This window comes from Micromonospora sp. CPCC 206171 (assembly GCF_036906755.1).
GTDB classification, from domain to species: Bacteria; Actinomycetota; Actinomycetes; order Mycobacteriales; family Micromonosporaceae; genus Micromonospora; species Micromonospora purpureochromogenes.
Map to the genome: position 1 here is coordinate 53,982 of NZ_JBAKHT010000019.1, position 23,439 is coordinate 77,420.

General features: G+C 74.6%; 22 protein-coding genes and 1 pseudogene. 14 read left to right on the top strand and 9 right to left on the bottom strand.

Features of this window, described 5'->3' with window-relative positions; genetic code table 11:
• Positions 1 to 60 precede the first annotated feature (60 nt).
• Positions 61 to 1,398 carry a low temperature requirement protein A gene (locus V6U89_RS21020; RefSeq protein ID WP_334573064.1) on the top strand — a complete coding sequence of 446 codons (1,338 nt, stop codon included), beginning with the start codon at positions 61 to 63 and terminating at the stop codon, positions 1,396 to 1,398.
• 57 nt (positions 1,399 to 1,455) lie between these two features.
• On the opposite strand, the gene V6U89_RS21025 is transcribed toward V6U89_RS21020, so the two are convergent.
• The 3 genes from V6U89_RS21025 to V6U89_RS21035 all read right to left on the bottom strand — a co-directional run bounded on the left by V6U89_RS21025 (position 1,456) and on the right by V6U89_RS21035 (position 5,253).
• On the bottom strand, positions 1,456 to 3,282 hold the full coding sequence (locus V6U89_RS21025) for an AMP-dependent synthetase/ligase (RefSeq protein WP_334573065.1): 1,827 nt from the start codon (positions 3,280 to 3,282) through the stop codon (positions 1,456 to 1,458).
• Positions 3,283 to 3,421: 139 nt separating this feature from the next.
• A complete protein-coding gene (locus V6U89_RS21030; RefSeq protein ID WP_334573066.1) occupies positions 3,422 to 4,363 on the bottom strand; it encodes a terpene synthase family protein in 942 nt (313 codons plus the stop codon).
• Positions 4,364 to 4,623: 260 nt separating this feature from the next.
• A complete protein-coding gene (locus V6U89_RS21035; protein ID WP_334573067.1) occupies positions 4,624 to 5,253 on the bottom strand; it encodes a TIGR03085 family metal-binding protein in 630 nt (209 codons plus the stop codon).
• A 180-nt stretch (positions 5,254 to 5,433) separates the two neighbouring features.
• Here V6U89_RS21035 and V6U89_RS21040 point away from each other — a divergent pair, with 180 nt between their 5' ends.
• Together V6U89_RS21040 and V6U89_RS21045 are read left to right on the top strand one after the other, a co-directional pair.
• Positions 5,434 to 7,311, top strand: coding sequence for an ABC transporter ATP-binding protein (locus V6U89_RS21040; RefSeq protein ID WP_334573068.1), 1,878 nt, complete (start codon positions 5,434 to 5,436; stop codon positions 7,309 to 7,311).
• Positions 7,312 to 7,366: 55 nt separating this feature from the next.
• Positions 7,367 to 9,166 (top strand): ABC transporter ATP-binding protein, encoded by a 1,800-nt coding sequence (locus V6U89_RS21045; RefSeq protein WP_442933961.1) that lies wholly within the window; start codon positions 7,367 to 7,369, stop codon positions 9,164 to 9,166.
• A gap of 45 nt (positions 9,167 to 9,211) precedes the next feature.
• Here V6U89_RS21045 and rpsD read toward each other — a convergent pair whose 3' ends face one another.
• Positions 9,212 to 9,823, bottom strand: a complete 612-nt coding sequence (gene rpsD, locus V6U89_RS21050; RefSeq protein WP_334573069.1) for a 30S ribosomal protein S4 — start codon at positions 9,821 to 9,823, stop codon at positions 9,212 to 9,214.
• 69 nt (positions 9,824 to 9,892) lie between these two features.
• Here rpsD and V6U89_RS21055 point away from each other — a divergent pair, with 69 nt between their 5' ends.
• On the top strand, positions 9,893 to 10,642 hold the full coding sequence (locus V6U89_RS21055; RefSeq protein ID WP_334573070.1) for a DUF2470 domain-containing protein: 750 nt from the start codon (positions 9,893 to 9,895) through the stop codon (positions 10,640 to 10,642).
• A gap of 3 nt (positions 10,643 to 10,645) precedes the next feature.
• On the opposite strand, the gene V6U89_RS21060 is transcribed toward V6U89_RS21055, so the two are convergent.
• Genes V6U89_RS21060 through V6U89_RS21070 form a run of 3 tightly spaced genes read right to left on the bottom strand, consistent with a single transcriptional unit; the run spans position 10,646 to position 12,734 of the window.
• Positions 10,646 to 11,242, bottom strand: coding sequence for a TetR/AcrR family transcriptional regulator (locus V6U89_RS21060; RefSeq protein ID WP_334573071.1), 597 nt, complete (start codon positions 11,240 to 11,242; stop codon positions 10,646 to 10,648).
• Positions 11,239 to 11,994, bottom strand: coding sequence for an ABC transporter permease (locus tag V6U89_RS21065; RefSeq protein ID WP_334573072.1), 756 nt, complete (start codon positions 11,992 to 11,994; stop codon positions 11,239 to 11,241). Before V6U89_RS21065 ends, V6U89_RS21060 begins: the two co-directional genes overlap by 4 nt.
• Positions 11,994 to 12,734: an ABC transporter ATP-binding protein gene (locus V6U89_RS21070; RefSeq protein WP_334573074.1), complete on the bottom strand. Its 741-nt coding sequence runs from the start codon at positions 12,732 to 12,734 to the stop codon at positions 11,994 to 11,996. Before V6U89_RS21070 ends, V6U89_RS21065 begins: the two co-directional genes overlap by 1 nt.
• Positions 12,735 to 12,840: 106 nt before the next feature.
• Between V6U89_RS21070 and V6U89_RS21075 the strand changes: the two genes are divergently transcribed.
• From V6U89_RS21075 to V6U89_RS21100, 6 genes and pseudogenes are all read left to right on the top strand, one after another.
• A complete protein-coding gene (locus tag V6U89_RS21075) occupies positions 12,841 to 13,227 on the top strand; it encodes a MerR family transcriptional regulator (protein WP_334573075.1) in 387 nt (128 codons plus the stop codon).
• A complete protein-coding gene (locus V6U89_RS21080) occupies positions 13,224 to 14,228 on the top strand; it encodes an aldo/keto reductase (protein ID WP_334573076.1) in 1,005 nt (334 codons plus the stop codon). The genes V6U89_RS21075 and V6U89_RS21080 overlap by 4 nt, the downstream gene beginning before the upstream one ends.
• 500 nt (positions 14,229 to 14,728) lie before the next feature.
• Positions 14,729 to 15,052: pseudogene (locus tag V6U89_RS21085) on the top strand (phosphoribosyl-AMP cyclohydrolase); the annotation flags it as partial.
• A 168-nt stretch (positions 15,053 to 15,220) separates the two neighbouring features.
• Positions 15,221 to 15,631 (top strand): phosphoribosyl-AMP cyclohydrolase, encoded by a 411-nt coding sequence (hisI, locus tag V6U89_RS21090; protein WP_442933963.1) that lies wholly within the window; start codon positions 15,221 to 15,223, stop codon positions 15,629 to 15,631.
• A gap of 58 nt (positions 15,632 to 15,689) precedes the next feature.
• A complete protein-coding gene (locus V6U89_RS21095; RefSeq protein ID WP_334573078.1) occupies positions 15,690 to 17,243 on the top strand; it encodes an anthranilate synthase component I in 1,554 nt (517 codons plus the stop codon).
• Positions 17,240 to 17,824, top strand: a complete 585-nt coding sequence (locus V6U89_RS21100) for a Trp biosynthesis-associated membrane protein (protein WP_334573079.1) — start codon at positions 17,240 to 17,242, stop codon at positions 17,822 to 17,824. Before V6U89_RS21095 ends, V6U89_RS21100 begins: the two co-directional genes overlap by 4 nt.
• Here V6U89_RS21100 and V6U89_RS21105 read toward each other — a convergent pair.
• The gene (locus V6U89_RS21105) at positions 17,817 to 18,086 is read right to left on the bottom strand and encodes a hypothetical protein (RefSeq protein WP_334573080.1); all 270 of its coding nucleotides are present in this window, start codon (positions 18,084 to 18,086) and stop codon (positions 17,817 to 17,819) included. The two genes, V6U89_RS21100 and V6U89_RS21105, sit on opposite strands and share 8 nt — an antisense overlap.
• 485 nt (positions 18,087 to 18,571) lie before the next feature.
• Between V6U89_RS21105 and trpC the strand changes: the two genes are divergently transcribed.
• From trpC to trpA, 3 genes are read left to right on the top strand one after another with little or no spacing between them, the layout of a single operon-like run.
• Complete coding sequence (trpC, locus tag V6U89_RS21110) at positions 18,572 to 19,375, top strand: indole-3-glycerol phosphate synthase TrpC (protein WP_238451801.1); 804 nt, start codon at positions 18,572 to 18,574, stop codon at positions 19,373 to 19,375.
• Positions 19,376 to 19,413: 38 nt separating this feature from the next.
• Entirely contained in the window at positions 19,414 to 20,646 is a 1,233-nt protein-coding gene (gene trpB, locus V6U89_RS21115) for a tryptophan synthase subunit beta (RefSeq protein ID WP_334573081.1), read from the top strand.
• A gap of 4 nt (positions 20,647 to 20,650) precedes the next feature.
• The gene (gene trpA / locus V6U89_RS21120) at positions 20,651 to 21,454 is read left to right on the top strand and encodes a tryptophan synthase subunit alpha (RefSeq protein WP_154943786.1); all 804 of its coding nucleotides are present in this window, start codon (positions 20,651 to 20,653) and stop codon (positions 21,452 to 21,454) included.
• 105 nt (positions 21,455 to 21,559) lie between these two features.
• Here trpA and V6U89_RS21125 read toward each other — a convergent pair whose 3' ends face one another.
• Positions 21,560 to 22,123, bottom strand: coding sequence for an NUDIX hydrolase (locus tag V6U89_RS21125; RefSeq protein ID WP_334573082.1), 564 nt, complete (start codon positions 22,121 to 22,123; stop codon positions 21,560 to 21,562).
• 103 nt (positions 22,124 to 22,226) lie between these two features.
• Here V6U89_RS21125 and lgt point away from each other — a divergent pair, with 103 nt between their 5' ends.
• Complete coding sequence (gene lgt / locus V6U89_RS21130) at positions 22,227 to 23,432, top strand: prolipoprotein diacylglyceryl transferase (protein WP_334573083.1); 1,206 nt, start codon at positions 22,227 to 22,229, stop codon at positions 23,430 to 23,432.
• Positions 23,433 to 23,439: the final 7 nt, after the last annotated feature.

Here is a 23,439-nt window from a genome sequence, read left to right on the forward strand (position 1 = left end):
CCCGGGTGGGGTTGCTGCGATCCACCCCGGCCGCGCCGAGCCGGCTGGGACACTGCGGGGGTGGGGGCAGCGGACCGGCGGCCGGGCGCGGCGGGCGGAGGCCAACGCTGGTCGCGCGGGGTCCGCCCCGGCGCGCCCGGGTCCCGGACCACCCGGCTGGAGCTGTACTACGACGTCGTCTTCGTGTTCGCCTTCCTCACCGTCACCACGGTCACGTCGAGCCGGCCGTCGGTTGCCACCCTGGTCGGCTGCCTGCTGGTGCTGTCGCTGCTCTGGTGGTGCTGGACCGGGTTCGCCATCGTCGGCAACGCGGTCCGCACCGACCAGGGCGTGCTGCCGCTGATCGGCTTCGTCACCCTGGCCGCCACCTTCCTGCTCGCGCTGAGCATGCCCACGGCGTTCGTGGACCGGCCGGGCGGGTTGAACGGCCCGCTCGTCTTCGCCGGTTGCTACTTCCTGGTCCGGATGTCGCAGCTGGCGGTCCTCGGCTGGGTGGAGTGGCCCGACCCGGCCCGCCGCCGGCGGTGGCTGCTGCTGTCCAGCCCGCCGGTGATCGCGACCGCGCTGCTGGTGACCGCCGCCCTGGTGCCGCACCGGGTCGCCGACGGGGCCGTCGAGGGGTGGTTCCGGCTGCTGCTGTGGACGTCGGCCCTCCTGGTCGAGTACGGGACGGGAGTGCTGCTGGGCGGCGCGTACTGGGCGGTGCTGTCGGCCGGGCACTGGGCGGAACGGCACGCGCTGATCGTGCTGGTCGCGCTCGGCGAGTCGGTCATCGCGCTGGGCTTCGGCCCGCGGTTCGTCACCGAGCTGCCGCTGACCTGGCCGGTGATGGTCTCCGCCGTGCTCGGCATCGCGGTCGTCTCGGCGCTGTGGTGGGCCTACTTCGACACCCTCGCGCTCGCGTTGGAGCAGGCGCTGCATGGCACCCGGGAACCCGCCGCGCGGGCCCGCCTCGCCCGCGACGCGTACACCTACCTGCACCTGCCGCTGATCGCCGGGATCATCTTCGTCGCGCTGGGACTCAAGGATCTGCTGAGCGAGGGTGCGGATCCGAGCACGCCGGACTGGGGGGAGCCGTTGGGCGGCTTCTGGGTGCTGGTACTGCACGGCGGGGTGGCCGTCTACCTGCTCGGCCTGGCCGGGCTGGGGTGGCGGGCGTGGGGCGAGGTGCGGTGGGTGGCGCTGGCGACGGTGGTGCTGCTCGCGGCCCTCGGGCCGCTGTCGAGCGGGGTGCCGGAACTGGCCGCGGTGGGGCTGCTGGCGCTGGTCTGTGTCGCCTCCACCGGGGCGCAGACGATGGTCGACGGCCCGCGCCGGCGCCGGACCCGGCAGGTGGCGCTGGCGGAGCAGGAGGCGTCGGAGGCCGAGCAGAGCAGGTGGCGGGGCGAGCACCTGTGAGCGGACGCCCCGGGTGGCCGTGCCCGGCGAGGAACCGGCCACGGCCACCCGAGGCGGTCAGAGCTCGGCCAACGTGCCCTCGTACATCTTGTCGATCTCGGCGGCGAAGTTGCTCTCCACACCCCGCCGCTTGATCTTGAGAGACGGGGTGATCTCGCCGTGCTCGATGGTCAGGTCGCGCGGCAGGATGCTGACCTTCTTGATCGTCTCCCACCGGTTGAGCTTCGCGTTGAGCTGCGCGACGTACTCCTCGACCATGGTCTTCGCCTCGGGGGAGGCCACCACCTCGGCGTAGTCCCGGCCCTCCAGCGGGCCGCCGGCCGTCCAGCCCTTGATCGCGTCCGGGTCCAGGGTGACCAGCATGGTGCAGTAGTTGCGGGCCTGGCCGATCACGATCGCCTGCGAGGTGTACGGGCAGATCGCCTTGAACATGCCCTCGATGTGCGACGGGGCGATGTACTTGCCGCCGGAGGTCTTGACCAGGTCCTTCTTGCGGTCGGTGATCCGCAGGTAGCCGTCGTCGTCGAGGCTGCCGATGTCGCCGGTGCGGAAGAAGCCGTCCTCGGTGAACGCGGCCTTCGTCTCCTCGGGCAGGTTGTGGTAGCCGCGCATCACCGGCGTGCCCCTGACCAGGATCTCGCCGTCGGTGTCGATCCGGCACTCCAGGTCGCCCATCGCCCTGCCGACGGTGCCGATGCGCAGCCCCTCCGGCGGGTTGACGAAGTTGCCGGCGCTGGTCTCGGTCAGGCCGTACCCCTCGGAGATGGGCAGGTTCGCGGCGGCGAAGAAGGTGGCGATCTCCTTGCTCAGCGGCGCCGCGCCGGAGACCAGCACCCGCATCCGGCCGCCGAGGCGGGCCTGGAGCTTGCTGAAGACCAGCTTCTCGGCCAGCGCGTACTTCAGCTTCAGCCCCGCCGGGACCGGCTGGCCGGCCTGCTCCAGCGCGACCTTCTCCTTGCCGACGCGGACGCCCCAGGCGAAGATCTTCGCCTTCGCGCCGCCGGCGCTCTGGGCCGTGGTGACCGCCTTGTTGTAGACCTTCTCGAAGACCCGGGGCGCGCCGCACATCAGCGTCGGCCGGACCACGCCGAGCAGGTCGACCAGCTTGTCGATCCGCCCGTCCACGTACGTCGGCAGGCCCACGTGGGTGGCGCCGCAGAGCAGCGTCTTGCCGAACGAGTGCGACAGCGGAAGCCAGAGGTACTGCAGGTCGTCGTCGCGCAGCAGCCCCATCTCGGCCTGCGCCACGCCCTCCCAGCACCAGCCGCCGTGCAGCAGCTCGACGCCCTTGGGCCGGCCGGTGGTGCCCGAGGTGTAGATCAGGGTGGCCAGGTGCTCCGGGCCGATCGGGGCGACCAGCCGCTCGATCAGGTCCGGCTCGGCCGCCAGCCGGGCCGCGCCCTGCTCCTCCAGCTCCGCGAGGGTGAGCTGGGGTACGGCCGCGGCCGGGTCGGCGGCGCCGTCGAAGAGCACCACGTGGGTGAGCGCGGGAAGATCCGCTCCGGCGATCTTGGCAGCCTGGGCCGGGTTCTCGGCGAAGAGCACCCGGGAGCCGGAGTCGGCGATGATGTAGACCGCGTCCTCGGGCTCGGTGGTGGGGTAGACCGTGGTGGTCGCGCCGCCGGCGCACATGATGCCGAAGTCGGCGATCACCCAGTCCAGCCGGGTGTTGGCCAGGATCGCCACCGGATCCTCCTGGCCGACGCCCAGCGCGTGCAGGCCGGCGGCGACCGCCTTGGCCCGCTGTCCGACCTGCTCCCACGTCAGCCAGACGGGGCCGGACTCGTCCGGACCCGGGTGGGCGAACGCGTGCCGGTCTCCGGTGGCGGCCACGCGCTTGAGGAACATGTCGGGGATGGAACGGTACGGTACATCGAGAGCCATCGCTGTAGCCGCCTTCAGGGGGGTGGATGGACGTGACGGGGGTCACGCCGTTCTGCGGTTACCGAAGAGTATTGCCTGCACGGGGGCCTCGGCTAGCCCCGAAAGCTGTGAGCCGACTGTGTCCCGCGAGGTGGAACGCTCAGGCGTACCGGACGGCCCGCAGCGACCAGTCGTAGGTGGCCCGGATCCAGGACCGGCGGACCTCCAGGAAGGGTGCCAGGGCCGGATCACCGCCCAGCGCCGCCTCGCCGACGAGGTAGCGGTCCAGCCGGTCGTTGAACAGTCCGGCCGCCGTGCGGACGGCGGTGTCGACGTCCTGCCCGGTGCGGGCCGCGATGACGGTGACCAGGTTGTGCGGGTCGGGCGCGCCGCGCAGCTCCTTGCGGTGCGAGAAGAGGTCGTTGCACCAGCAGACCAGGTCGGTGGTGAGGTCGTCGAGGGCGATCACCGCCGGGTCGGTGCGCCCTTCCGGCCCGGGCCGGACGTCGTACGCCAGGTCGGTCACGGTGAGGCTGGGGCGTACGCCGCCGGTGTGCCGGCGCAGCTGGAGGTACTCGGTCAACTCCGGCACCCGCCGGTGCTGCCGGTTGGCCGCCTCCCAGAGCAGGGCCAGCAGGTACTCCCGCAGCTGGGCCACCAGCCGCAGCAGCAGCGCCGGGCGGCGGTGCTCGCGTACCCGGCGGCAGATGTCGGCCAGCGCGACGCCCAGCGGCCCGGCGGCGGGCGCCGCCTCGCCGTCGGCGCCGTGCCGGTCGAGGACGTCCAGCAGCGCGCCGACGGTCGGTGCCAGCCGGCCCGGCTCGGCCCCGAGGTCGTCCTCGTCGCAGCTGTCGTCCACCACGAACAGCCAGGTGATCAGGTCGGTGAGCAGCCGCAGCCGGTCGACCGGCGCCCGTGGACAGGCCCGGCCGGCGAGTTCGGCGGCGTCGGCGGCCCGCAGCCGGTGCCAGCGCGGCCCGTCCTCCACCAGCCCGAGGCTCCGGGCCCAGGTCAGGCTCTCCGCGGCGACCCGGCCGGTGGCGGGATGCCGCTGGGCGAGGAAGGGGGGCTCGTGCAGTCCCGACCCGGCGATGCCGCGCATGGTGTCCCCCTCGTCCGCCGCCCGGCACGGGATCGGCGCGCAGAAGAGTACGACACCTCACATTGGCGGGAATCGCTCGGCGCGCATGGTGGGAAACTCTTCGTGACCGGTTCCGCACACCGGAACCGCCGCCGGCGGCAATCGTCGAGCTCTGGCCGGAATCCGTCGCGCTGCCGAAGAGCACTTCTGATCACCGGGCCGAGCCGGACCGGGCCGCGCGGCGTCTGGTCGCGCGCCTCCGCCGGCGTCGGGTCGGGAGGTCAGAGGCCGAGCGAGGCGTGGCGGAGCCGGTCGGCGAGGCCGGCGGCGCCGTCGACCTGGACCCGGGCCACCCGCTGCCGGCCCGAGAGGAAGAGGGCCAGCTCGCCCGGCGACCCGACCAGCCGGAGCCGTTCGCCGCCCCGCCCCACCGACAGCTCGCCGTGACCGGGCGCCTGCACCAGCAGGTCGGCCGGGAACCGGCGCAACGCCGCCCGGGCCATCAGGGAGGCCGGCTTCCACAGCCGCGCCCGCAGGCCGGCCGGCAGGTCACGCGGCCGCCATCCCGTCGCCGCCCGCCGGACGTCCTCGTGGTGGATGAAGAACTCCAGGGTGTTGGCCAGCTCGTCGGTGAGCGGGTTGCTCACCGGGCTCCACAGCGGCGGGCGGCGCACCAGGCCGACCAGCTCCGCCCAGGGGCGGGCGGCGACCCGCCGGCGCACCCGCTCGGCGTGCCCGCGCAGGGGCGGCAGCACGATGCCGCCGGCGGCGTCCGGGCGACGCTCCCGCACCACCAGGTGGGCGGCGAGGTCGCGGGTCGTCCACCCCTCGTTGACGGTCGGTGCGTCCGGTCCCAGCTCCAGCATGAGATCGACGAGCGCCTCGCGCTCCGATCGGGCGTACCGCGGCATGAGGGTGATGGTAGGCGCGCCGGCCGGTGTCGGCGCGTCGGAGCGCGGGCCGCGGTGACCGGGGCGCGCCGGAGTATGCCGGAGCGCACGTGACGGCGGACATACCGGGTCCGGGTCGGCGGAGGTGGCCAGGAGCGGTAAGGATGAGGGGGAACAGGGCGGCTTACGGCGGGGGACAGTGTGGCGAGCGGGACAAGTCGGGACGTGCTCGGCAGGGGGCTGTGGGTCCTCGGTCGGGCGATCCGGGAACAACCGCGGATCTTCGCGGTGGCGGTGAGCGGCAGCGTGCTCTTCGGCCTCATGGTCATCGCCAGCGCGTACGTGGTGGGCGCGGTGGTCGGCGAGGTGGTGGTCCCGGCCATCGCCCGCGGCTCCGTCGGGACGGGCGCGCTGGCCCTGGCCGCGGCGGCGCTGTTCGGCATCAGCGTGCTGCGGGTGGTGGGCATCTTCGGTCGCCGGCTCGGCGCCGGCTACATGCAGTTCCGCCTCCAGGCCGCCTACCGGCGCCGGGTCACCCGCCGCTACCTCGACCTCCCGCTGGCCTGGCACCAGCGCAACGCCACCGGCACCCTGCTGTCCAACGCGAACTCGGACGTGGAGGCGGCCTGGTACCCGATCGCCCCGCTACCCTTCGCGGTCGGCACCCTGGTCATGCTGGTCGGGGCGGTCGTCTCGCTCTTCCTCACCGACTGGGCGCTGGCCCTGGTCGGGCTGGCCGTCTTCCCCGCGCTCTTCGCGCTCAACGTGGTCTACTCCCGGCGGATGGCGCCCCGGCAGGCCCGCGCCCAGCGGCTGCGCGCCGAGGTCAGCGGCATCGCCCACGAGAGCTTCGACGGCGCCCTGGTGGTCAAGACGATGGGCCGCGAGGCCGAGGAGACCGCCCGGTTCTCGGCCCGGGCCGGCGAACTGCGCGACGCGCTGATCTCCGTCGGCCGGCTGCGCGGCGTCTTCGACCCGTTGCTGGAGACCCTGCCCAGCCTCGGCACCCTCGCCGTGCTGGTGGTCGGGGCGTTCCGGCTGCGCGCGGGCGCGATCAGCGTCACCGAGCTGGTCAGCGTCGCCTTCCTCTTCACCGTGCTGGCCTTCCCGGTGCGGGCCATCGGCTGGGTCCTCGCCGAGCTGCCGCGCAGCGTCGCCGGCTGGGACCGGGTCCGCCGGGTCCTGGACGCCACCGGCGAGATGCCGTACGGCGAGCGTCGGCTCGACCCGGCCGAGCCGACGCCGGCCACGCTCGCCTTCGCCGACGTCTGCTTCTCCTACGAGCCGGCCGAGGCGCACCTGCCCGGCACCCAGGTGCTCGGCGAGGTCACCTTCACGGTGCCGGCCGGGAAGACGGTCGCCCTGGTCGGCCCGACCGGCGCCGGCAAGTCCACCATCGCCTCGCTGGCCGTGCGCCTGGTCGACCCGCGCGCCGGCACGGTGGCCCTGGACGGCGTCGACGTGCGTGAGCTGGCCGCGGACTCGCTGGCGGCGACGGTCGCCCTGGTCGCCCAGGTGCCGTTCGTCTTCGACGACACCGTGCGGGCCAACATCACGCTGGACCGGCCGGGCATCGGCGACGACGACGTCTGGGCCGCGCTGCGCCTGGCCGAGGCGGACGGCTTCGTCGCCGCGCTCCCCGAGGGGCTGGACACCATGGTCGGCGAGCGGGGCACGTCGCTCTCCGGCGGGCAGCGGCAACGGCTCACCCTGGCCCGGGCGCTGGCCGGCCGGCCCCGGCTGCTGGTGCTCGACGACGCGACCAGCGCCGTCGACCCGAGGGTGGAGGCGGCCATCCTGGCCGGGCTGCGCGCCCCGGCCGGGGGGCAGGGCGCGGCCGCGTCGATCCTGGTGGTCGCGTACCGGCGGGCGACCATCGCCCTCGCCGACGAGGTGATCTACGTGGAGCAGGGGCGGGTGGTGGCCCGGGGCCCGCACACCGAGCTGCTCGCCACCGTGCCCGGCTACGCCGATCTGGTGACCGCGTACGAGCAGGCCGAGCACGAGCGCGAGCAGAACCGCACGTACGACGAGGTCGCGCCGCTGACCTCGGGCCTGGAGATCGAGGTGGACCGGTGAGCGCGAGGAGTGCAGCGGAGCGGAGCCCCGCAGTCGCGAACGAAAGGTCGGCCCGGTGAGCGTGACGACCGTGGAGCCGGAGCGGCGCGAGGAGCCGCAGGAGCGTTCCGAGACGACCTGGCGGACGCTGCGGCGCGGGCTGGCCCTCTCCCCGGAGCTGCGGACCGGGCTGGCCGGCACCCTCGCGCTGGCCCTGGTGTACATGGTCGGCCGGGTGGCCGTGCCGGTCGCGGTGCAACGGGGTATCGACGGCGGCATCGTCGGCGGCCTGGACCTGGCCGTGGTGTGGCGGGTGGTCGCGGTGACCGCGGCCGTACTGGTGGTCACCACCACCTGCGGCTACCTGATGATGCGCCGGCTGTTCACGGTCAGCGAGACCGCGCTGGCCAACGTCCGGACCCGGGCGTTCCGGCACGTGCACGACCTGTCGATGCTGCACCAGCAGTCCGAGCGGCGCGGGTCGCTGGTCTCCCGGGTGACCAGCGACGTCGACCAGATCACCCAGTTCCTCCAGTGGGGCGGCGTGATCCTGCTCGTCAACCTCGGTCAGCTCCTGGTCACCACGGCCGTGATGCTGGCGTACTCCTGGCAGTTGACCCTGGTGGTGCTGGTCGCCTTCGCGCCGGCGGTGCTGGTGATCCGGCAGCTCCAGCGCCGGCTCGGCGCCGCCTACGGCGTGGTCCGGCAGCGGATGGGCACGCTGCTCGGCACCATCGCCGAGAGCGTGGTCGGCGCGCCGGTCATCCGGGCGTACGGCATCGCGGGGCGCACCGCCCGGCGGCTCGACACCGCGATCGAGGGGCAGCAGCACGCCCAGCAGCGGGCGATCCGGATCAGCATCCTGGGCAGCTCGGTGGGGGAACTGGCCGCCGGCCTGGCGCTGGCCGGCGTGGTGGTCCTCGGGGTGCTGCTCGGCGTGGACGGGTCGCTCTCCATCGGCCAGCTCACCGCGTTCCTGTTCCTGGTCACGCTCTTCATCCAGCCGGTGCAGATCGCCACCGAGGTGCTCAACGAGGCGCAGAACGCCATCGCCGGCTGGCGTCGGGTGCTGGACGTGCTCGACGTCGCGCCGGACGTGGCCGACCCGGGCGAGCAGGGGCGGGAGCTGCCGCCGGGCCCGCTGGACATCCGCTTCGCCGGGGTGACGTTCGCGTACCCGGGCGGCCCGCCGGTGCTGCACGACGTCACCCTCGACATCCCGGCGAAGAGCCGGGTGGCGGTGGTCGGCGAGACCGGCAGCGGCAAGACCACCTTCGCCAAGCTGCTCACCCGCCTGATGGACCCGACCGACGGGCAGGTGCTGCTCTCCGGGGTGCCGCTGGACCGGGTGCGGTTCGACTCGCTGCGCGCGCGGGTGGTGATGGTGCCGCAGGACGGTTTCCTCTTCGACGCCACGGTGGGCGACAACGTCCGCTTCGCCCGCCCCGAGCTGACCGACGCGGAACTCACCGCGGCCTTCACCGAGCTGGGGTTGGCCGACTGGCTGGACGGCCTGCCGTCGGGGCTGGCCACCGCGGTCGGCGAGCGGGGCGAGTCGCTGAGCGTGGGGGAGCGGCAGCTGGTGGCGCTCGCCCGGGCGTACGTGGCCGACCCGGACCTGCTGGTCCTCGACGAGGCCACCAGCGCCGTCGACCCGGCCACCGAGGTACGCCTGCAGCGCACCCTGGACGCGGTGACCCGCGGCCGGACCACGCTGGCCATCGCGCACCGGCTCTCCACCGCGCAGGCGGCCGACGAGGTGATCGTGGTCGACCGGGGCCGGATCGTGCAGCGCGGCCCGCACGACGCGCTGGTCCGCGACCCGGAGTCGGTCTACGCCCTGCTCTACGCCTCCTGGCTGGAGCAGACCCGCTGACCCGGTGAGCCGGATCCGGCGCGTGGCGCGCCGGATCCGGTCGGCTCACCGGGAGTAGTGCTCGACCACCAGCTGCTCGTCGCAGACCACCGGCACCTCGTGCCGGGCCGGCTCGCGCAGCAGGGTGGCCCGCAGGCCGGTCAGGTCGACCGAGAGGTACGGCCGGCCGGGCCCCTCCTCCGCGTTCGCCCCGGTGGCGGCGAGCTGGAAGGGCGGCAGCTGCCGGCTGCGCTCGCGGACGGCGACCACCTGACCGGGCCGCAGCCGGTACGACGGCCGGTCGACCTTGCGCCCGTCGACGGTGAGGTGGCCGTGGGCGACCAGTTGCCGGGCCTGGTAGATGCTGCGGGCCAGGCCGGCGCGGTGCACCACCGCGTCCAGCCGCCGTTCCAGCAGCGCGACCAGCGTCTGGCCGGTCTTGCCGGCGCCCCGCGCCGCCTCGTCGAAGGCGCGGCGCAGCTGTACCTCGCTGACGTTGTACTGGTGCCGCAGCCGCTGCTTCTCCAGCAGCCGAACCTGGTAGTCGGAGGTCCGCCGGCGGGCCCGGCCGTGCACGCCCGGCGGGTAGGGGCGGCGTTCGAGGTACTGGACGCACTTACGGGTCAGGGGGATGCCGAGGGCCCGGGAGAGGCGGGCCTTGGGGCGGGGGTGGTTCACGTGGACGTCTCCGCTCGGGTGTTCTAGGGTGCTACTTAGGTAAGCCTAACCTATGCAGGAGGTGCCCCGATGGGACCGAGCCCCGCCGAGATCGTCCGTACCCTGGTCGCCGGTCGGCTGCCCGGTCTGGTGCACCTCGCGCACCGCCCGGGCCCGTACCACGTCCGGCACGCCACCGACCCGCAGGGACGGGTGCTGATGCTCGTGCCGGTGGTCAGCGACCTCGCCGCCGAGCTGGACCCCGGCGTCGACGACGACGTCGCCGTGGTGCTCGACGTGCTGGACCTGCCACCGGCGCCGGGTGCGCCGTCGCTCGGCCGGGCCTGGGTCTCCGGCTGGGCCGCGCCGCTGCGGGACGCGGAGGCCCGGCGCGCCGCGGCCGACTTCGCGGCCGTCGACCCGACCGGGGACCTGCTCGACGTCGGCACCCGCTTCCGGCTGCACCGCTTCGAGGTGGCCGAGGCCCGCCTGGAGGGCGCCGACTCCGTGCGCCGCGTCGACCCCGGGGAGTACGCCGCCGCCGAGCCGGACCCGCTGCACGCGATCGAGCCCGAGCTGCTGGCCGACCTCACCGACCATCACGAGGCGCAGGTCACCGCGTACCTGCGCGGCCACCTCGGCCTGACCGGTGGCCGGCCCCGGGTGGTGCGGCTGGACCGGTACGGCCTGGTGGTCGCGTACGGCGGGCCCGGCGACCGGCGGCGGGCCCGGCTGGCCTTCCCGCACCCGGTGGCCGACCCGGCGGCGCTGTCCCGGCTGCTGCACCCGATGCTCTGCGCGCGCGCGGCCGGCGCCCGACCGGTGGCCGACGGGCGCTGACGGTCAGGCCAGGTCGCCGGTGAGGTAGCGCTGCACGGTCGGGCCGAGCGCCGCGACCAGGGTCTCCGGGTCGGCGGAGGCCACCGGCTCCAGCCGGATGACGTACCGCATCATGGCCAGGCCGATCATCTGGGTGGCCACCAGCGAGCCGCGCAGCGACAGCTCCGCCGGCGGGATGTCGAGGTGGTCGAGCACCCGGCGCAGCACCTGGGTGACCAGGAACTCGCGCAGCAGCCGGGCCGTCCAGTCGTTGTTCACCGCCGAGCGGAGCAGGGCCACCGCCGCCTTGCCGGCCGGCGAGTCCCACACCCCGAGGAACGTCCGGACCAGCCGCTCACCGACGCCGTCCGCCCCGCCGGCCAGCACGACGGGGAGCAGCTCTGCCGGGTCCAGCGGGATCTCGACGGTGGCCCGGAAGAGCTCCTCCTTGCTGCCGAAGTAGTGGTGCACCAGGGCCGGATCGACCCCGGCGGCGGCGGCGATGACCCGGATCGAGGCCGCGTCGAAGCCGCGCTCGGCGAAGGTCGTCCGGGCCGCCGCGAGGATGGCCTGCCGGGTGTCCGGATTGCCGGGGCGCCGGCCGGTGCGGCGCGGCGTCATCCGCTGCGCCGCCGCAGGGTCGCGGCCGCGAGCACCAGCGCCGCCACCGCCGCGCCGGCGACGATCGCCACGTCCCGCCACATGGTGCCGGTGGACTCGGCGTGCGCGCCGACCTCCTGCAGGGCCTCGACCGCGTACGACAGGGGGAGCGCGTCGCTGACCGCCTGGAGCCAGCCGGCCATCTGGCCGCGCGGCACGAAGAGCCCGCAGAGCAGCAGTTGCGGGGCGACCACGACCGGCATGAACTGGACCGCCTGGAACTCGGTGCGGGCGAAGGCGCTGCAGAACAGCCCGAGCGCCACGGCCAGCACGGCGTTCAGCGCCGCGACCAGGATGACCAGCCCGGCGCTGCCGGCGGTCTCCATCCCGAGCAGCCAGTACGCCACGCCCGCGGCGATGGCCGCCTGCACCGCTCCGGCCAGCCCGAACGCGATGCCGTAGCCGAAGAGCAGGTCGAGCTTGTGCAGCGGCGTGGTGAGCAGCCGTTCCAGCGTGCCCGTGGTGCGCTCGCGCAGCATCGCGATGCTGGTCACCAGGAACATCACGATGAACGGGAAGAAGCCCAGCATGATCAGGGCGATCCGGTCGAAGGTCGACGGCTGCCCGGGGGCGGTGGGCTGGTCGGCGTACATGTAGTAGACCAGGGTCAGCAGCACCGTCGGCACCACCACCAGCAGCGCCACCGTGCGCTTGTCGTGCCGCAGTTGGCGCAGGATGCGCCCGGTGGTGACGGCCAGGATCCTCGCACTCATCACGCCTCCTTGCCGACGGGCCGCTGGCCCGCCTCGCTCGACCGGATCAACCGCAGGAACGACTCCTCCAGGTCGTCGACCCCGGTGCGCTCCCGGATCGCGTCGGGAGTGTCGTCGGCGACCAGCCGGCCCTCCCGGATCAGCAGCAGCCGGTCGCAGCGGGCCGCCTCGTCCATCACGTGGCTGGACACCAGCAGCGTCGTGCCGGCCGCCGCCATCTCGTGGAACCGGGCCCACAGGTCGGCCCGCAGCACCGGATCCTGGCCGACCGTCGGCTCATCCAGGATGACCAGCTCGGGGTCGCCGACCAGGGCGCAGGCCAGCGAGGCCCGGCTGCGCTGGCCGCCGGAGAGGGTGCCCACCAGCTGGGTGGCCGCGTCGGCCAGCCCGACGTCGGCGATCGCCCGGTCGGCGTCGGCGGCGTGCCGGCCCTGCAGCGCCGCGAAGTAGCGGGCGTTCTCCCGGACCGTCAGGTCGGCGTAGACGCTGGGCGCCTGGGTCAGGTAGCCGACCCGGTGGCGCAGATCGGCCGAGCCGGCCGGCCGGCCCAGCACGGTGACCGTGCCGGAGTCGATCACCTGGACCCCCACCACCGCCCGCATCAGGGTGGTCTTGCCGCTGCCGCTGGGCCCGAGCAGCCCGGTCACCGAGCCCCGGGGGACGGTGCAGTCGATGCCGTGCAGCACCCTCCGCCGGCCCCGGTCGACGACCAGGTCCCGGACCGTGATCGCGTCCTCCACCGCCCACCTCCAAAACTCATCAGCTGTTGAACTCAACGCTAGATGAGATACCCGTGCCGGCGCAACGGTTGACTTCGAGTGCTCTCGAACTGGAAGCCTGGGTGGCGTGGACATCAGCACGCAGGAACCGGCCCTCTCCGTGGGCGAGGCGGCGGCCCGGGTCGGCCTGACCACCTACACGCTGCGCTGGTACGAGCAGGAGGGGCTGGTCGCCCCGGTCGGCCGGGACTCGGCGGGGCGCCGCCGCTACACCGAGGCCGACCTGGACTGGCTGCTCCTGCTCACCCGGCTGCGCCGCACCGGGATGCCGGTGCGCGACATGCGCCGGTACGCCGAACTGGCCCGGCAGGGCGACCGCACGCTCGGCGCCCGCCGGGCGCTGTTCGAGGCGCACCGGGCCCGGGTGCTGGCGCGGATGGCCGAACTGGAGGAGGACCTGAAGGTGCTCAACTACAAGATCGACCTCTACCGCCGGGCCGAGGAGGGCCGATGATCCGCCGCCGGATGGGGGCCACCGGCCCCGAGGTCTCGGCCATCGGGCTGGGCTGCATGGGGATGAGCTTCGCCTACGGCGGTCGCGACGACGCCGAATCCACCCGTACCCTGCACCGGGCCCTGGACCTGGGCGTCAACCACCTGGACACCGCAGACATGTACGGCGCCGGCGCGAACGAGCGGCTGCTCGCCCCGGTGGTGCGGGCCCGCCGCGACGAGGTCTTCCTGGCCACCAAGTTCGGCAACCGCACCAGCGGCGACAGCTTCGGCGGCACCGGCACCCCCGGCGCGTACGTGGACAGCAGCGCCGCCTGGGCCCGCGAGGCCTGCGACGCCTCGCTGGGCCGGCTCGGGGTCGACACCATCGACCTGTACTACCTGCACCGGCGCGACCCGCGCACCCCGATCGAGGAGACCGTCGGCGCGCTGGCCGAGCTGGTCGAGGCCGGCAAGGTCCGCCTGATCGGGCTCAGCGAGGTCAGCCCGGCGACGCTGCGGGCGGCGCACGCGGTGCACCCGGTCACCGCGGTGCAGATGGAGTACTCCCTGTTCACCCGGGACGTCGAGGGGGAGATGCTGGACACCTGCCGGGAGCTGGGGGTGGCGCTGGTGGCGTACTCCCCGGTCGGGCGGGGGCTGCTCACCGGGGCGATCAGCGGCCGCGACCAGCTCGCCGCCGACGACTGGCGAGCCGGCGTGCCGCGCTTCGCCGAGGGCAACCTCGACGCCAACCTGCGGCTGGTCGCGGCGGTGCGCGCGGTGGCCGAGGAGATCGGTTGCACCCCGGCGCAGGCCGCGCTGGCCTGGCTGCTGGCCCAGGGCGAGGACATCCTGCCGATCCCCGGCACCAAGCGGGTCCGCTACCTGGAGGAGAACGCCGCGGCGGCCGACATCCGGCTCACCCCCGAGCAGCGGGACCGGCTGGGCGCGGCCGTTCCCGTCGGCGCGGTGGCGGGCGAAAGGTATCCGGAGGCATCAATGCGGACGGTAGGGCACTAGCCCTCCCGATCGGACAGGGTGTCCGTCATCGGACACCGTGTCCGTCATCGGGCATTGCGGCCCGATCGGGCGCGCGGCACGATGGCGCAGTGGATCACGCTCCGTTGTTGACGGGCACCTTCTTCGACGACTGGGCGACCCGGCTGCGCGAGGGCGCCGAGCGCCCCGTCGTCGGGATCCTGCTGCGCGGCAGCCACGCCCGACGGGCCGCCACCGCACACAGCGACGTGGACCTCGATCTGCTCGTCGCCGACGACGACCGGCCCGCCCCGCCCACCTCGGGGGGCCGGTCCACCGGCCGCACCCCGTACGCCGCCCGGCAGGCGTACCTGGTCGAGGTGGACGGCCGGCTGGTGCACGTGTCGGTGGCCGCCCGCGACGTCCGCTCGTGGGTGGACCGGCTCGGCGAGCCGGCCGACTGGGCGTTCGGCCTGCCGGTCACCGCGCCGGTCCGGCTGCTCTGGGCGGAGGAGGGCTGGCGCCCCCGGATCGACCTGCCGGTGCTCTGCCAGCCCGCCGACCAGCCCCGGCTGGAGGAGCTGGTGGCCACGCTGGGCAAGGTGGCCGGCGCCCGCGCCACCGGCGACCATCTCGCGGTACGCCTGGCCGCCGCCGACCTGGCCCGGCTCTGCCCCTCGGTGCTGCGGCTGGCCAACCCGAGCGTCCGGGTGGTGTCCCGGCGGGGCGCCTTCGCCGCCGCGCTCGCGCTGCCGGTCGCCCCGCCCGGCTACCGCGACGACATGCTGCTCTGCCTCGGGCTGCGCCCCGCCTCCACCGGCCAGCTCGGGGCCGCCGCGGCGCGCCTGGTCGCCGGGATCGTCCCGCTGGTCCGCCCGTACGCCGACCGGGTCGCGGAGGTGGCCGGGCCGGACCTGGCCGCGGCGCTCGCCGACGGGCGGCTGGACCGCTACGTCGCCCAACTCACCCGGGCCGCCCGCCGGGGCGGGTACGCCCCGCAGGTCCCCGCACCGCGTGCGGGACAATGGGTCACTGTGCCCGTGACTGACTCTTCCCGAAGCGACGCCGACGCCGGCGGGGTGCGCCCGTCGCGCCTCGATCCGGCCGTCGCCGCCCGGCTGCGCCGCACCCCCGACGGCCTGGTCGCCGCGGTGGTGCGCCAGCACGACACCGGCGAGGTGCTGATGGTCGCCTGGATGGACGACGAGGCGCTGCACCGGACGCTGACCACCGGCCGGGCCACCTACTGGTCGCGCAGCCGGCAGGAGTACTGGGTCAAGGGGGCCACCTCCGGCCACCACCAGTACGTCCGCTCGGTCGCGCTGGACTGCGACGGCGACGCGCTGCTGGTCAGCGTCGACCAGGTGGGGGCGGCCTGCCACACCGGGCACCGCACCTGCTTCTTCACCGACCTGCCGGTGAGCGGCGCGGGGAGCGAGCGGTGAGCGCGGACAGCGGGGCGCGGCCGGACCGCGCCGGCGCGGACGAGAGGCAGGCCCGGCGATGACCGACGGCATCCTGAGCCCCGACCTGGGCAGCTTCACCGAGCTGGCCGCCCGCTGGCGGGTGGTGCCGGTGACCCGGCGGCTGCTGGCCGACGCGGAGACCCCGGTCGGGGTCTACCGCAAGCTCGCCGGCGGCCCGGGCACCTTCCTGCTGGAGTCCGCCGAGCAGGGCGTCGGCTCGGCCGGGATGTCCTGGTCGCGGTACTCCTTCATCGGCGTGCGCAGCGGCGCGACCCTGGTCGAGCGGGACGGCGTCGCGGTCTGGACCGGCCGGCCCCCCGCCGGCGTGCCGTCCTCCGGCGACCCGGTCGAGGTGCTGCGCGAGACCGTCGAGGCCCTGGCCGGCCCGGTCTGGGACCCGGCCAGCGACATGCCGCCGCTGACCGGCGGCATGGTCGGCTACCTGGGCTACGACCTGATCCGGCGCCTCGAGCGGCTGCCCGAGCTGACCGAGGACGACCTCGGGGTGCCGGAGCTGGGCATGATGCTCGCGACCGACCTGGTGGTGCTCGACCACTACGACGGTTCGGCGATCCTGGTCGCCAACGCGGTGCTGCCGCCGCTGGACGCGCCGGAGCGGGAGCCGCTGGTCGCGGCGGCGTACCACCACGCGGTGGGGCGGCTCGACGCGATGACCACCGCGCTCTCCCGACCGATTCCGCCCATGATCTCCACCGTGGGCCGGCCGCCGGCCGGCGAGGTGGTCAGCCGTACCCCGGACGGCGGCTACCCGAAGGCCGTCGAGGCGGCCAAGGAGGCGATCCGCGCCGGCGAGTGCTTCCAGATCGTGCTCTCCCAGCGCTTCGAGCGGGACACCCGCGCCGACCCGCTGGACGTCTACCGGGTGCTGCGCACCACCAACCCCAGCCCGTACATGTACCTGCTGCGCTTCGACGGCTTCGACATCGTCGGCTCGTCCCCGGAGGCGCACCTGAAGGTCAACGCCGGTCCGGACGGGCAGCGGCGGGCACTGCTGCACCCGATCGCCGGCACCCGGCCGCGCGGCGCCACCGCCGACGCCGACACCCGGCTCGCCGCGGAACTGCTCGCCGACCCCAAGGAGCGGGCCGAGCACGTGATGCTGGTCGACCTGGGCCGCAACGACCTGGGCCGGGTGTGCCGCCCGGGCACGGTGGAGGTGCCGGAGTTCGCCACCATCGAGCGGTACAGCCACGTGATGCACATCGTCTCCACGGTGGTGGGCACGCTGCGTGAGGACCGGACGGCCTTCGACGCGCTCGCCGCGACCTTCCCGGCCGGCACCCTCTCCGGTGCCCCGAAGGTGCGCGCCATGGAGATCATCGAGGAACTGGAGCCGGTCCGGCGCGGCATCTACGGCGGCACCGTGGGCTACTTCGGCTTCGGCGGCGACCTGGACATGGCCATCGCCATCCGCACCGCCCTGATCCGCGACGGGCGGGCCTACGTGCAGGCCGGGGCCGGGGTGGTGGCCGATTCCGATCCCGCCGGCGAGGACCAGGAGACCCGGAACAAGGCCGCCGCGGTGCTCGCCGCCATCGCCGCAGCCGAAACCCTCCGGCCCGCCCGATGAGTGGCCCCGACACCCCGGTCGAGGCGGGTACGCCGGCCGCGGGCCGGCGCGAGTTGACGTACGCGGTGCTGCTCAGCCTGGCCGGGGCGGGCCTCGCGTTCTGGGCGGCGACCCGGACCTGGTCGGTGGAGGTGACCCCGCGCGGGTCGCTGCCGTCGGCGCGGCAGGGCCGCACCGGCGCGGACCTGCTGCCGTGGCTGTCGGCGCTGGCGCTGGTCGGGCTGGCCGGGGGCGGCGCGGTGCTGGCCACCAGGGGCCGGGTCCGGCGCCTGCTGGGCGGGCTGCTGGCCCTGCTCGGCGCGGCGGTGGCGGCGGGCGGCGGGTACGGGCTGGTCGCCGCGTTCGACGGTGACATGAGCCGGCAGTGGCCGGCGCTCTGCCTGCTCGGCGGAGTGCTGGCGGCGCTCGGCGGCGGGCTCACCGCGGCGCGCGGTCAGCGCTGGCCGGCGATGGGCGCCCGGTACGAGCGCCACTCCGCCGCCGAGGCGCCGGCGGGGGCCGACCGGCGCCCGGCCACCGAGCGGGGCACCCGGGAGGCGTGGGACGCGCTGGACCGGGGCGAGGACCCGACGGTCAGCTGACCGGCTGGTGCTCGCGGACCTCGCGGCGCTCCCGGGCGGCGGCCCGGGCGGCGGCCAGCTCGGCCACCAGGCGGTCCAGCTCGGCCCGCTGGTCGGCGCGGGCCCGGTCGGCGCAGACGGCCTCCCAGGCGTTGCCGCGCGCGGTACGCATCCGGCCCTCGCCGACCACGGCACGTTCCAGGGTGTGCACCACGCCGACGGCCAGCGACGCGACGGTGCGGGAGATGGTGGTGAGTCCGATGCTCGGCTCGGTCGTGCTCATGAGGTCACCCCGCAGGTGGAGTCCGACGTTGCGGCAGGCGCGTCATCGAGTCTGCCCGGTGGACAGGCTGCCCGGTTCACGTTTCACCGTGGTGACGCCCGGATCAACTGTCCGTCGAGGTGAACGAGCTGGCTAGGGCCGTTCATCCTTGAGCTTGGTCACAGCATCGACCCGCGTCAGTAGGCTGCGCGGAGTCCGCCGCCGTGCTCTCATTGTTCATGGGCGAAGATCGATGCTCGCGGGACGGCCCCGCCGCAGGCAGGCGAGCCGGTCGACGGGGCGGTGGCGCTGCGTGACACCGCGTTCACCAGAAGTCGGCCATCATGCCACAGCCCATTTCGTGAGGAGCGCCATACCCCCGGCACCCGTCATCACCTGGCGCCCCCTAGCATCGGCCCATGACACCCGGAGAGGGGAGTCCGTTGGTGACTGCTGAGCATGCGCACGCGGAGGGGGACGAGGCCGGTTCGGCGGCGTCCGGAAGCGTGCTCGACGAGATCCTGGCCGGCGTCCGAGAGGACGTGGCGCGGCGGCAGGAGCAGGTTCCGCTGGAGCGGATCCGCGAGCTGGCCGCCGCCGCCCCGCCGCCGCTGGACGCGTACGCGGCCCTGCGCCGGCCCGGGGTGGCCGTGATCGCCGAGGTCAAGCGTTCCTCGCCGTCCAAGGGCCGGCTGGCCGAGATCGCCGACCCGGCCGACCTGGCCGGGCAGTACGCCTCCGGCGGTGCGCGGGCGATCAGCGTGCTGACCGAGGGGCGTTGGTTCGGCGGCTCGCTGGACGACCTGGCCGCCGTCCGGGCCGCCGTCCGGGTTCCGGTCCTGCGCAAGGACTTCGTGGTGTCCAGCTACCAGGTGCACGAGGCGCGCGCGCACGGCGCCGACCTGGTGCTGCTGATCGTCGCCGCCCTCGAGCAGAACGTGCTGATGGGTCTGCTGGAGCGGATCGAGTCGCTCGGCATGACCGCGCTGGTCGAGGTGCACGACGAGGAGGAGGCCGACCGTGCCCTGGAGGCCGGCGCGCAGGTGATCGGGGTCAACGCCCGCGACCTGCGTACCCTGGAGGTCGACCGCTCGGTCTTCGAGCGGATCGCGCCCGGCCTGCCCAGCAGCGTCGTCAAGATCGCCGAATCCGGCGTGCGTGGCCCGCACGACCTGATCCGGTACGCCTCGGCCGGCGCCGACGCCGTGCTGGTGGGCGAGGGCCTGGTCACCCAGAAGAGCCCCCGCGAGGCGGTCGCCGAGCTGGTCAACGCCGGCAACCACCCGGCCACGCCACGCCCGGTGCGCTGAGCCCGCATCCGGGAGACGTCAGCAGCGAGAGGAACCGCATGAGCGCCAACGCCTCGGCCCCGGCCGGTCAGCTTCCCGACGCCGCCGGTCACTTCGGCCGCTTCGGCGGCCGGTTCGTGCCGGAGGCGCTGGTCGCGGCGCTCGACGAGCTGGACGCCGCGTACCGCAAGGCGATGACCGACGAGGAGTTCCTCGCCGAGTTCGACGCCCTGTTGCGTGACTACGCCGGCACCCCGTCGCTGCTCTACTCCGCCGAGCGGTTCTCCGCCAAGGTGGGCGCCCGGGTGCTGCTCAAGCGGGAGGACCTCAACCACACCGGGGCGCACAAGGTGCGCAACGTGCTGGGTCAGGCGCTGCTCACCAGGCGGATGGGCAAGAAGCGGGTGATCGCCGAGACCGGCGCCGGCCAGCACGGCGTGGCCACCGCCACGGCCGCCGCCCTGTTCGACCTCGAGTGCGTGGTCTACATGGGCGAGGTCGACACCCAGCGGCAGGCGCTCAACGTGGCCCGGATGCGGATGCTCGGCGCCACCGTCGTCCCGGTCACCACCGGCTCGCGCACCCTCAAGGACGCGATGAACGAGGCCATGCGGGACTGGGTGGCCAACGTCGACGACACCCACTACCTGATCGGCACCGCCGCCGGCCCGCACCCGTTCCCGGAGATGGTCCGGGACTTCGTCCGGGGCATCGGTGAGGAGGCCCGCCAGCAGTGCCTCGACCTGACCGGCGCGCTGCCGGACGCGGTCGCCGCCTGCGTCGGCGGCGGTTCCAACGCGCTGGGCATCTTCCACGCCTTCGTCGGCGACACCGACGTGCGGCTGTACGGCTTCGAGGCCGGCGGCGACGGGGTGGAGACCGGCCGGCACGCCGCCAGCATCACCGGCGGCAGCTCGGGCGTGCTGCACGGCACCCGCACGTACGTGCTCCAGGACGCCGACGGCCAGACCATCGAGTCGCACTCGATCTCCGCGGGGCTGGACTACCCGGGTGTCGGGCCGGAGCACGCCTGGCTGCACGACAGCGGCCGGGCCACGTACGAGCCGGTGACCGACGCCGAGGCGATGGCCGCGTTCGAGCTGCTCTGCCGTACCGAGGGGATCATCCCGGCGATCGAGAGCTCGCACGCGCTGGCCGGCGCGCTGCGGATCGCTCCCCGGCTCACCGCCGAACTCGGCCGGGAGCCGGTCATCGTGGTCAACCTGTCCGGTCGGGGTGACAAGGACGTGCACACCGCCGGCGAGTACTTCGGCATCCTCGACAAGGAGTGACAGCGTGAGTCGGATCGGGGTGGCCTTCGACAAGGCCCGCGCCGACGGGCGGGCCCTGCTGGTCGGCTGCATGCCGGCCGGCTTCCCGACCGTCGAGGGCAGCATCGCCGCGATGACCGCCATGGTCGAGGCGGGCGTCGACGTCATCGAGGTGGAGATCCCCTACTCCGACCCGGTGATGGACGGGCCGGTGATCCAGAAGGCCAGCGACATCGCCCTGGCCGGCGGGGTCCGCACCGCGGACACCCTGCGGATCGTCGAGGCGGTCGCCGCCACCGGCGCCCCGGTGGTGACGATGACCTACTGGAACCCGATCGAGCAGTACGGCGTCGACGCGTTCGCCCGCGACCTCGCCGCCGCCGGCGGCACCGGCCTGATCACCCCGGACCTGATCCCCGACGAGGCCGGCGAGTGGTTGGCCGCCTCGGACGCCCACGGCCTGGACCGCACGTTCCTGGTCTCGCCGTCGTCCACCGACGCCCGGCTGAAGATGACCGTCGAGCACTGCCGGGGCTTCGTCTACGCCACCGCGATCATGGGGGTCACCGGCGCCCGGGCGCAGACCTCGGAGGCCGCGCCGGTGCTGGTCTCCCGGCTCCGCGAGGTCACCGACCTGCCGGTCGGCGTCGGTCTCGGCGTGGGCACCGGCGCCCAGGCCGCCACGGTGGCCGGGTACGCCGACGGCGTGATCGTGGGCAGCGCGCTGGTCCGTTGCGTGCTCGACGCCCCGGACCCGGCCGCCGGGCTGACCGCCCTGCGCACGCTCAGCGCCGAACTGGCCGAGGGCGTCCGGCACCCCGTCCGCTGACCCGCGCTCCCCGTCGCCCCTCCGGCCGTCCGGCCGCGTCGACATCGGTCGCGTCGGGTGACATGGAGTGGATCAGGGTGGCGAAGGACCTGACCGCTGCCACGCTCAGGGGTGGGGTCTCGGGACCGGCGCGGCGCGCGGGCCGGGCGGCACCGTCGCACCGCCAGGTGTCGGCAGGGCGCTCCCGTCCGCTGCTGGCGGAGGAGCGGGCTCCGGCATCCCCGCCGGGCGCAGGTCCCGCAGCACCCCGGAGCGTCCCGCCGACGCGTCCGCGACGGCGGCGCGGGTCACCGGGGTGACCTCCTCGGGTAGCTGGTCCGGCCGGTGCCAGCCGAGCGCGCAGCCGGCCGGCGCGTTGCCTGCCGGCCGTTGAGCCGGGCGGGCGCGGAAGACGTGCACCAGCACGTCGGGCAGCGGCCCGGGCCCCGGCGCAGCGCGCCCGCACGGGGCGCCGCTGAGGTGGTAGATCCCCACCAGGTCGGTCACCTCGACCCGCCACCCGGTCTCGGCCAGGATCTCGCCGGTGACCGCGCCGATCGGGCACTCCGAGCGGCGTGGCCGGCCGCCCGGCAGCCCCCAGCGTCGGGACGGCCCACCCGCGCGGCACAGCAGCACCCGACCGGCCTCGTCGGTCAGGACCGCGGCGACCGCCCAGGTGAGCGTGCTCATGGACAAAGAGCGTACGGGCCGGCAAACCGGAAGTCAGCCGGCGCGCGAACCTCGCCGGACCGGGGTGCCGCTGATGCGGTCCGCAACGGTAGCCTTTGCAGCCGTGACCCTCGCCTCGTTGAGCCCCCAGGCGGCCCTGCCGAGCCCGACCACCGCGGTCTGGCAGCTCGGGCCGGTGCCGATCCGGGCCTACGCGCTCTGCATCATCCTCGGCATCGTGCTGGCCTGCTGGGTCACCGAGCGCCGGCTGCGCCAGCGCGGCGTGGCCCCGGGCGCGGTGCTCGACATCGCGGTCTGGGCGGTCCCGGCCGGCATCGTCGGCGCTCGGATCTACCACGTGATCACCTCGCCGGAGAAGTACTTCGGCGCCGGCGGGGACTGGCTCAAGGTGTTCTACATCCACGAGGGTGGCCTGGGCATCTGGGGCGCGGTGGCCGGCGGCGCGGTCGGCGCGTGGATCGCCGCCCGGCAGCTCGGCATCCCGTTCGCCGTGGTGGCCGACGCGCTCGCCCCCGGCCTGCCGCTGGCCCAGGCGGTCGGCCGGTTCGGCAACTGGTTCAACAACGAGCTCTACGGCGGCCGCACCACGCTGCCCTGGGGCCTGGAGATCCACAAGATGGACCCGGCCGACCCGGGCCGGGCGCAGCGCGACCCCGCCGGCCAGCCGGTCCTGGAGCCCGGGCTCTACCACCCGACGTTCCTCTACGAGGCGCTGTGGAACGTCGGCGTCGCCGCCCTGGTGTTCGCCCTCGACCGCCGCTTCAAGCTGGGCAAGGGCCGGGCCTTCGCGCTCTACGTGATGGGCTACACCGCCGGTCGGTTCTGGATCGAGCTGATGCGCACCGACGAGGCGAACGAGATCCTCGGCGTCCGGCTCAACGTCTGGACCGCCGCCCTGGTCTTCGTCGGCGCGCTGATCTACTTCCTTCGGGTGCGCGGCCCCCGCGAGTACCTGATCCCGGTGGGCGTGCCGGCCGTCCCGGCCCCGCCGGCGGGTGGGGACGTCTCCCAGGTCGACCTCTCCCGCACCGAGAACGGGCCCCGGGCGGTCGCCCCGGAGGGCTACCGGACCGTCAGCGAGGAGCAGTTCCAGGCGTACCGGGAGACCGGCGAGGTCCCCGACGAGCCCGCCGCCGAGGAGACCACGGCGACCGACGACGAAACCCCGGCCGGCGCCGACGAGGACGCCGCGACCGACGACGAAACCCGGGCCGGCGCCGACGAGGACGCCGCGCCCGACGGAGACGTCCCGGAGCGGGACGACCGGGCGGGCGCCGCCGGCGCCCGGCCCGCCGACCGGGACAGCTGAGCGGGGC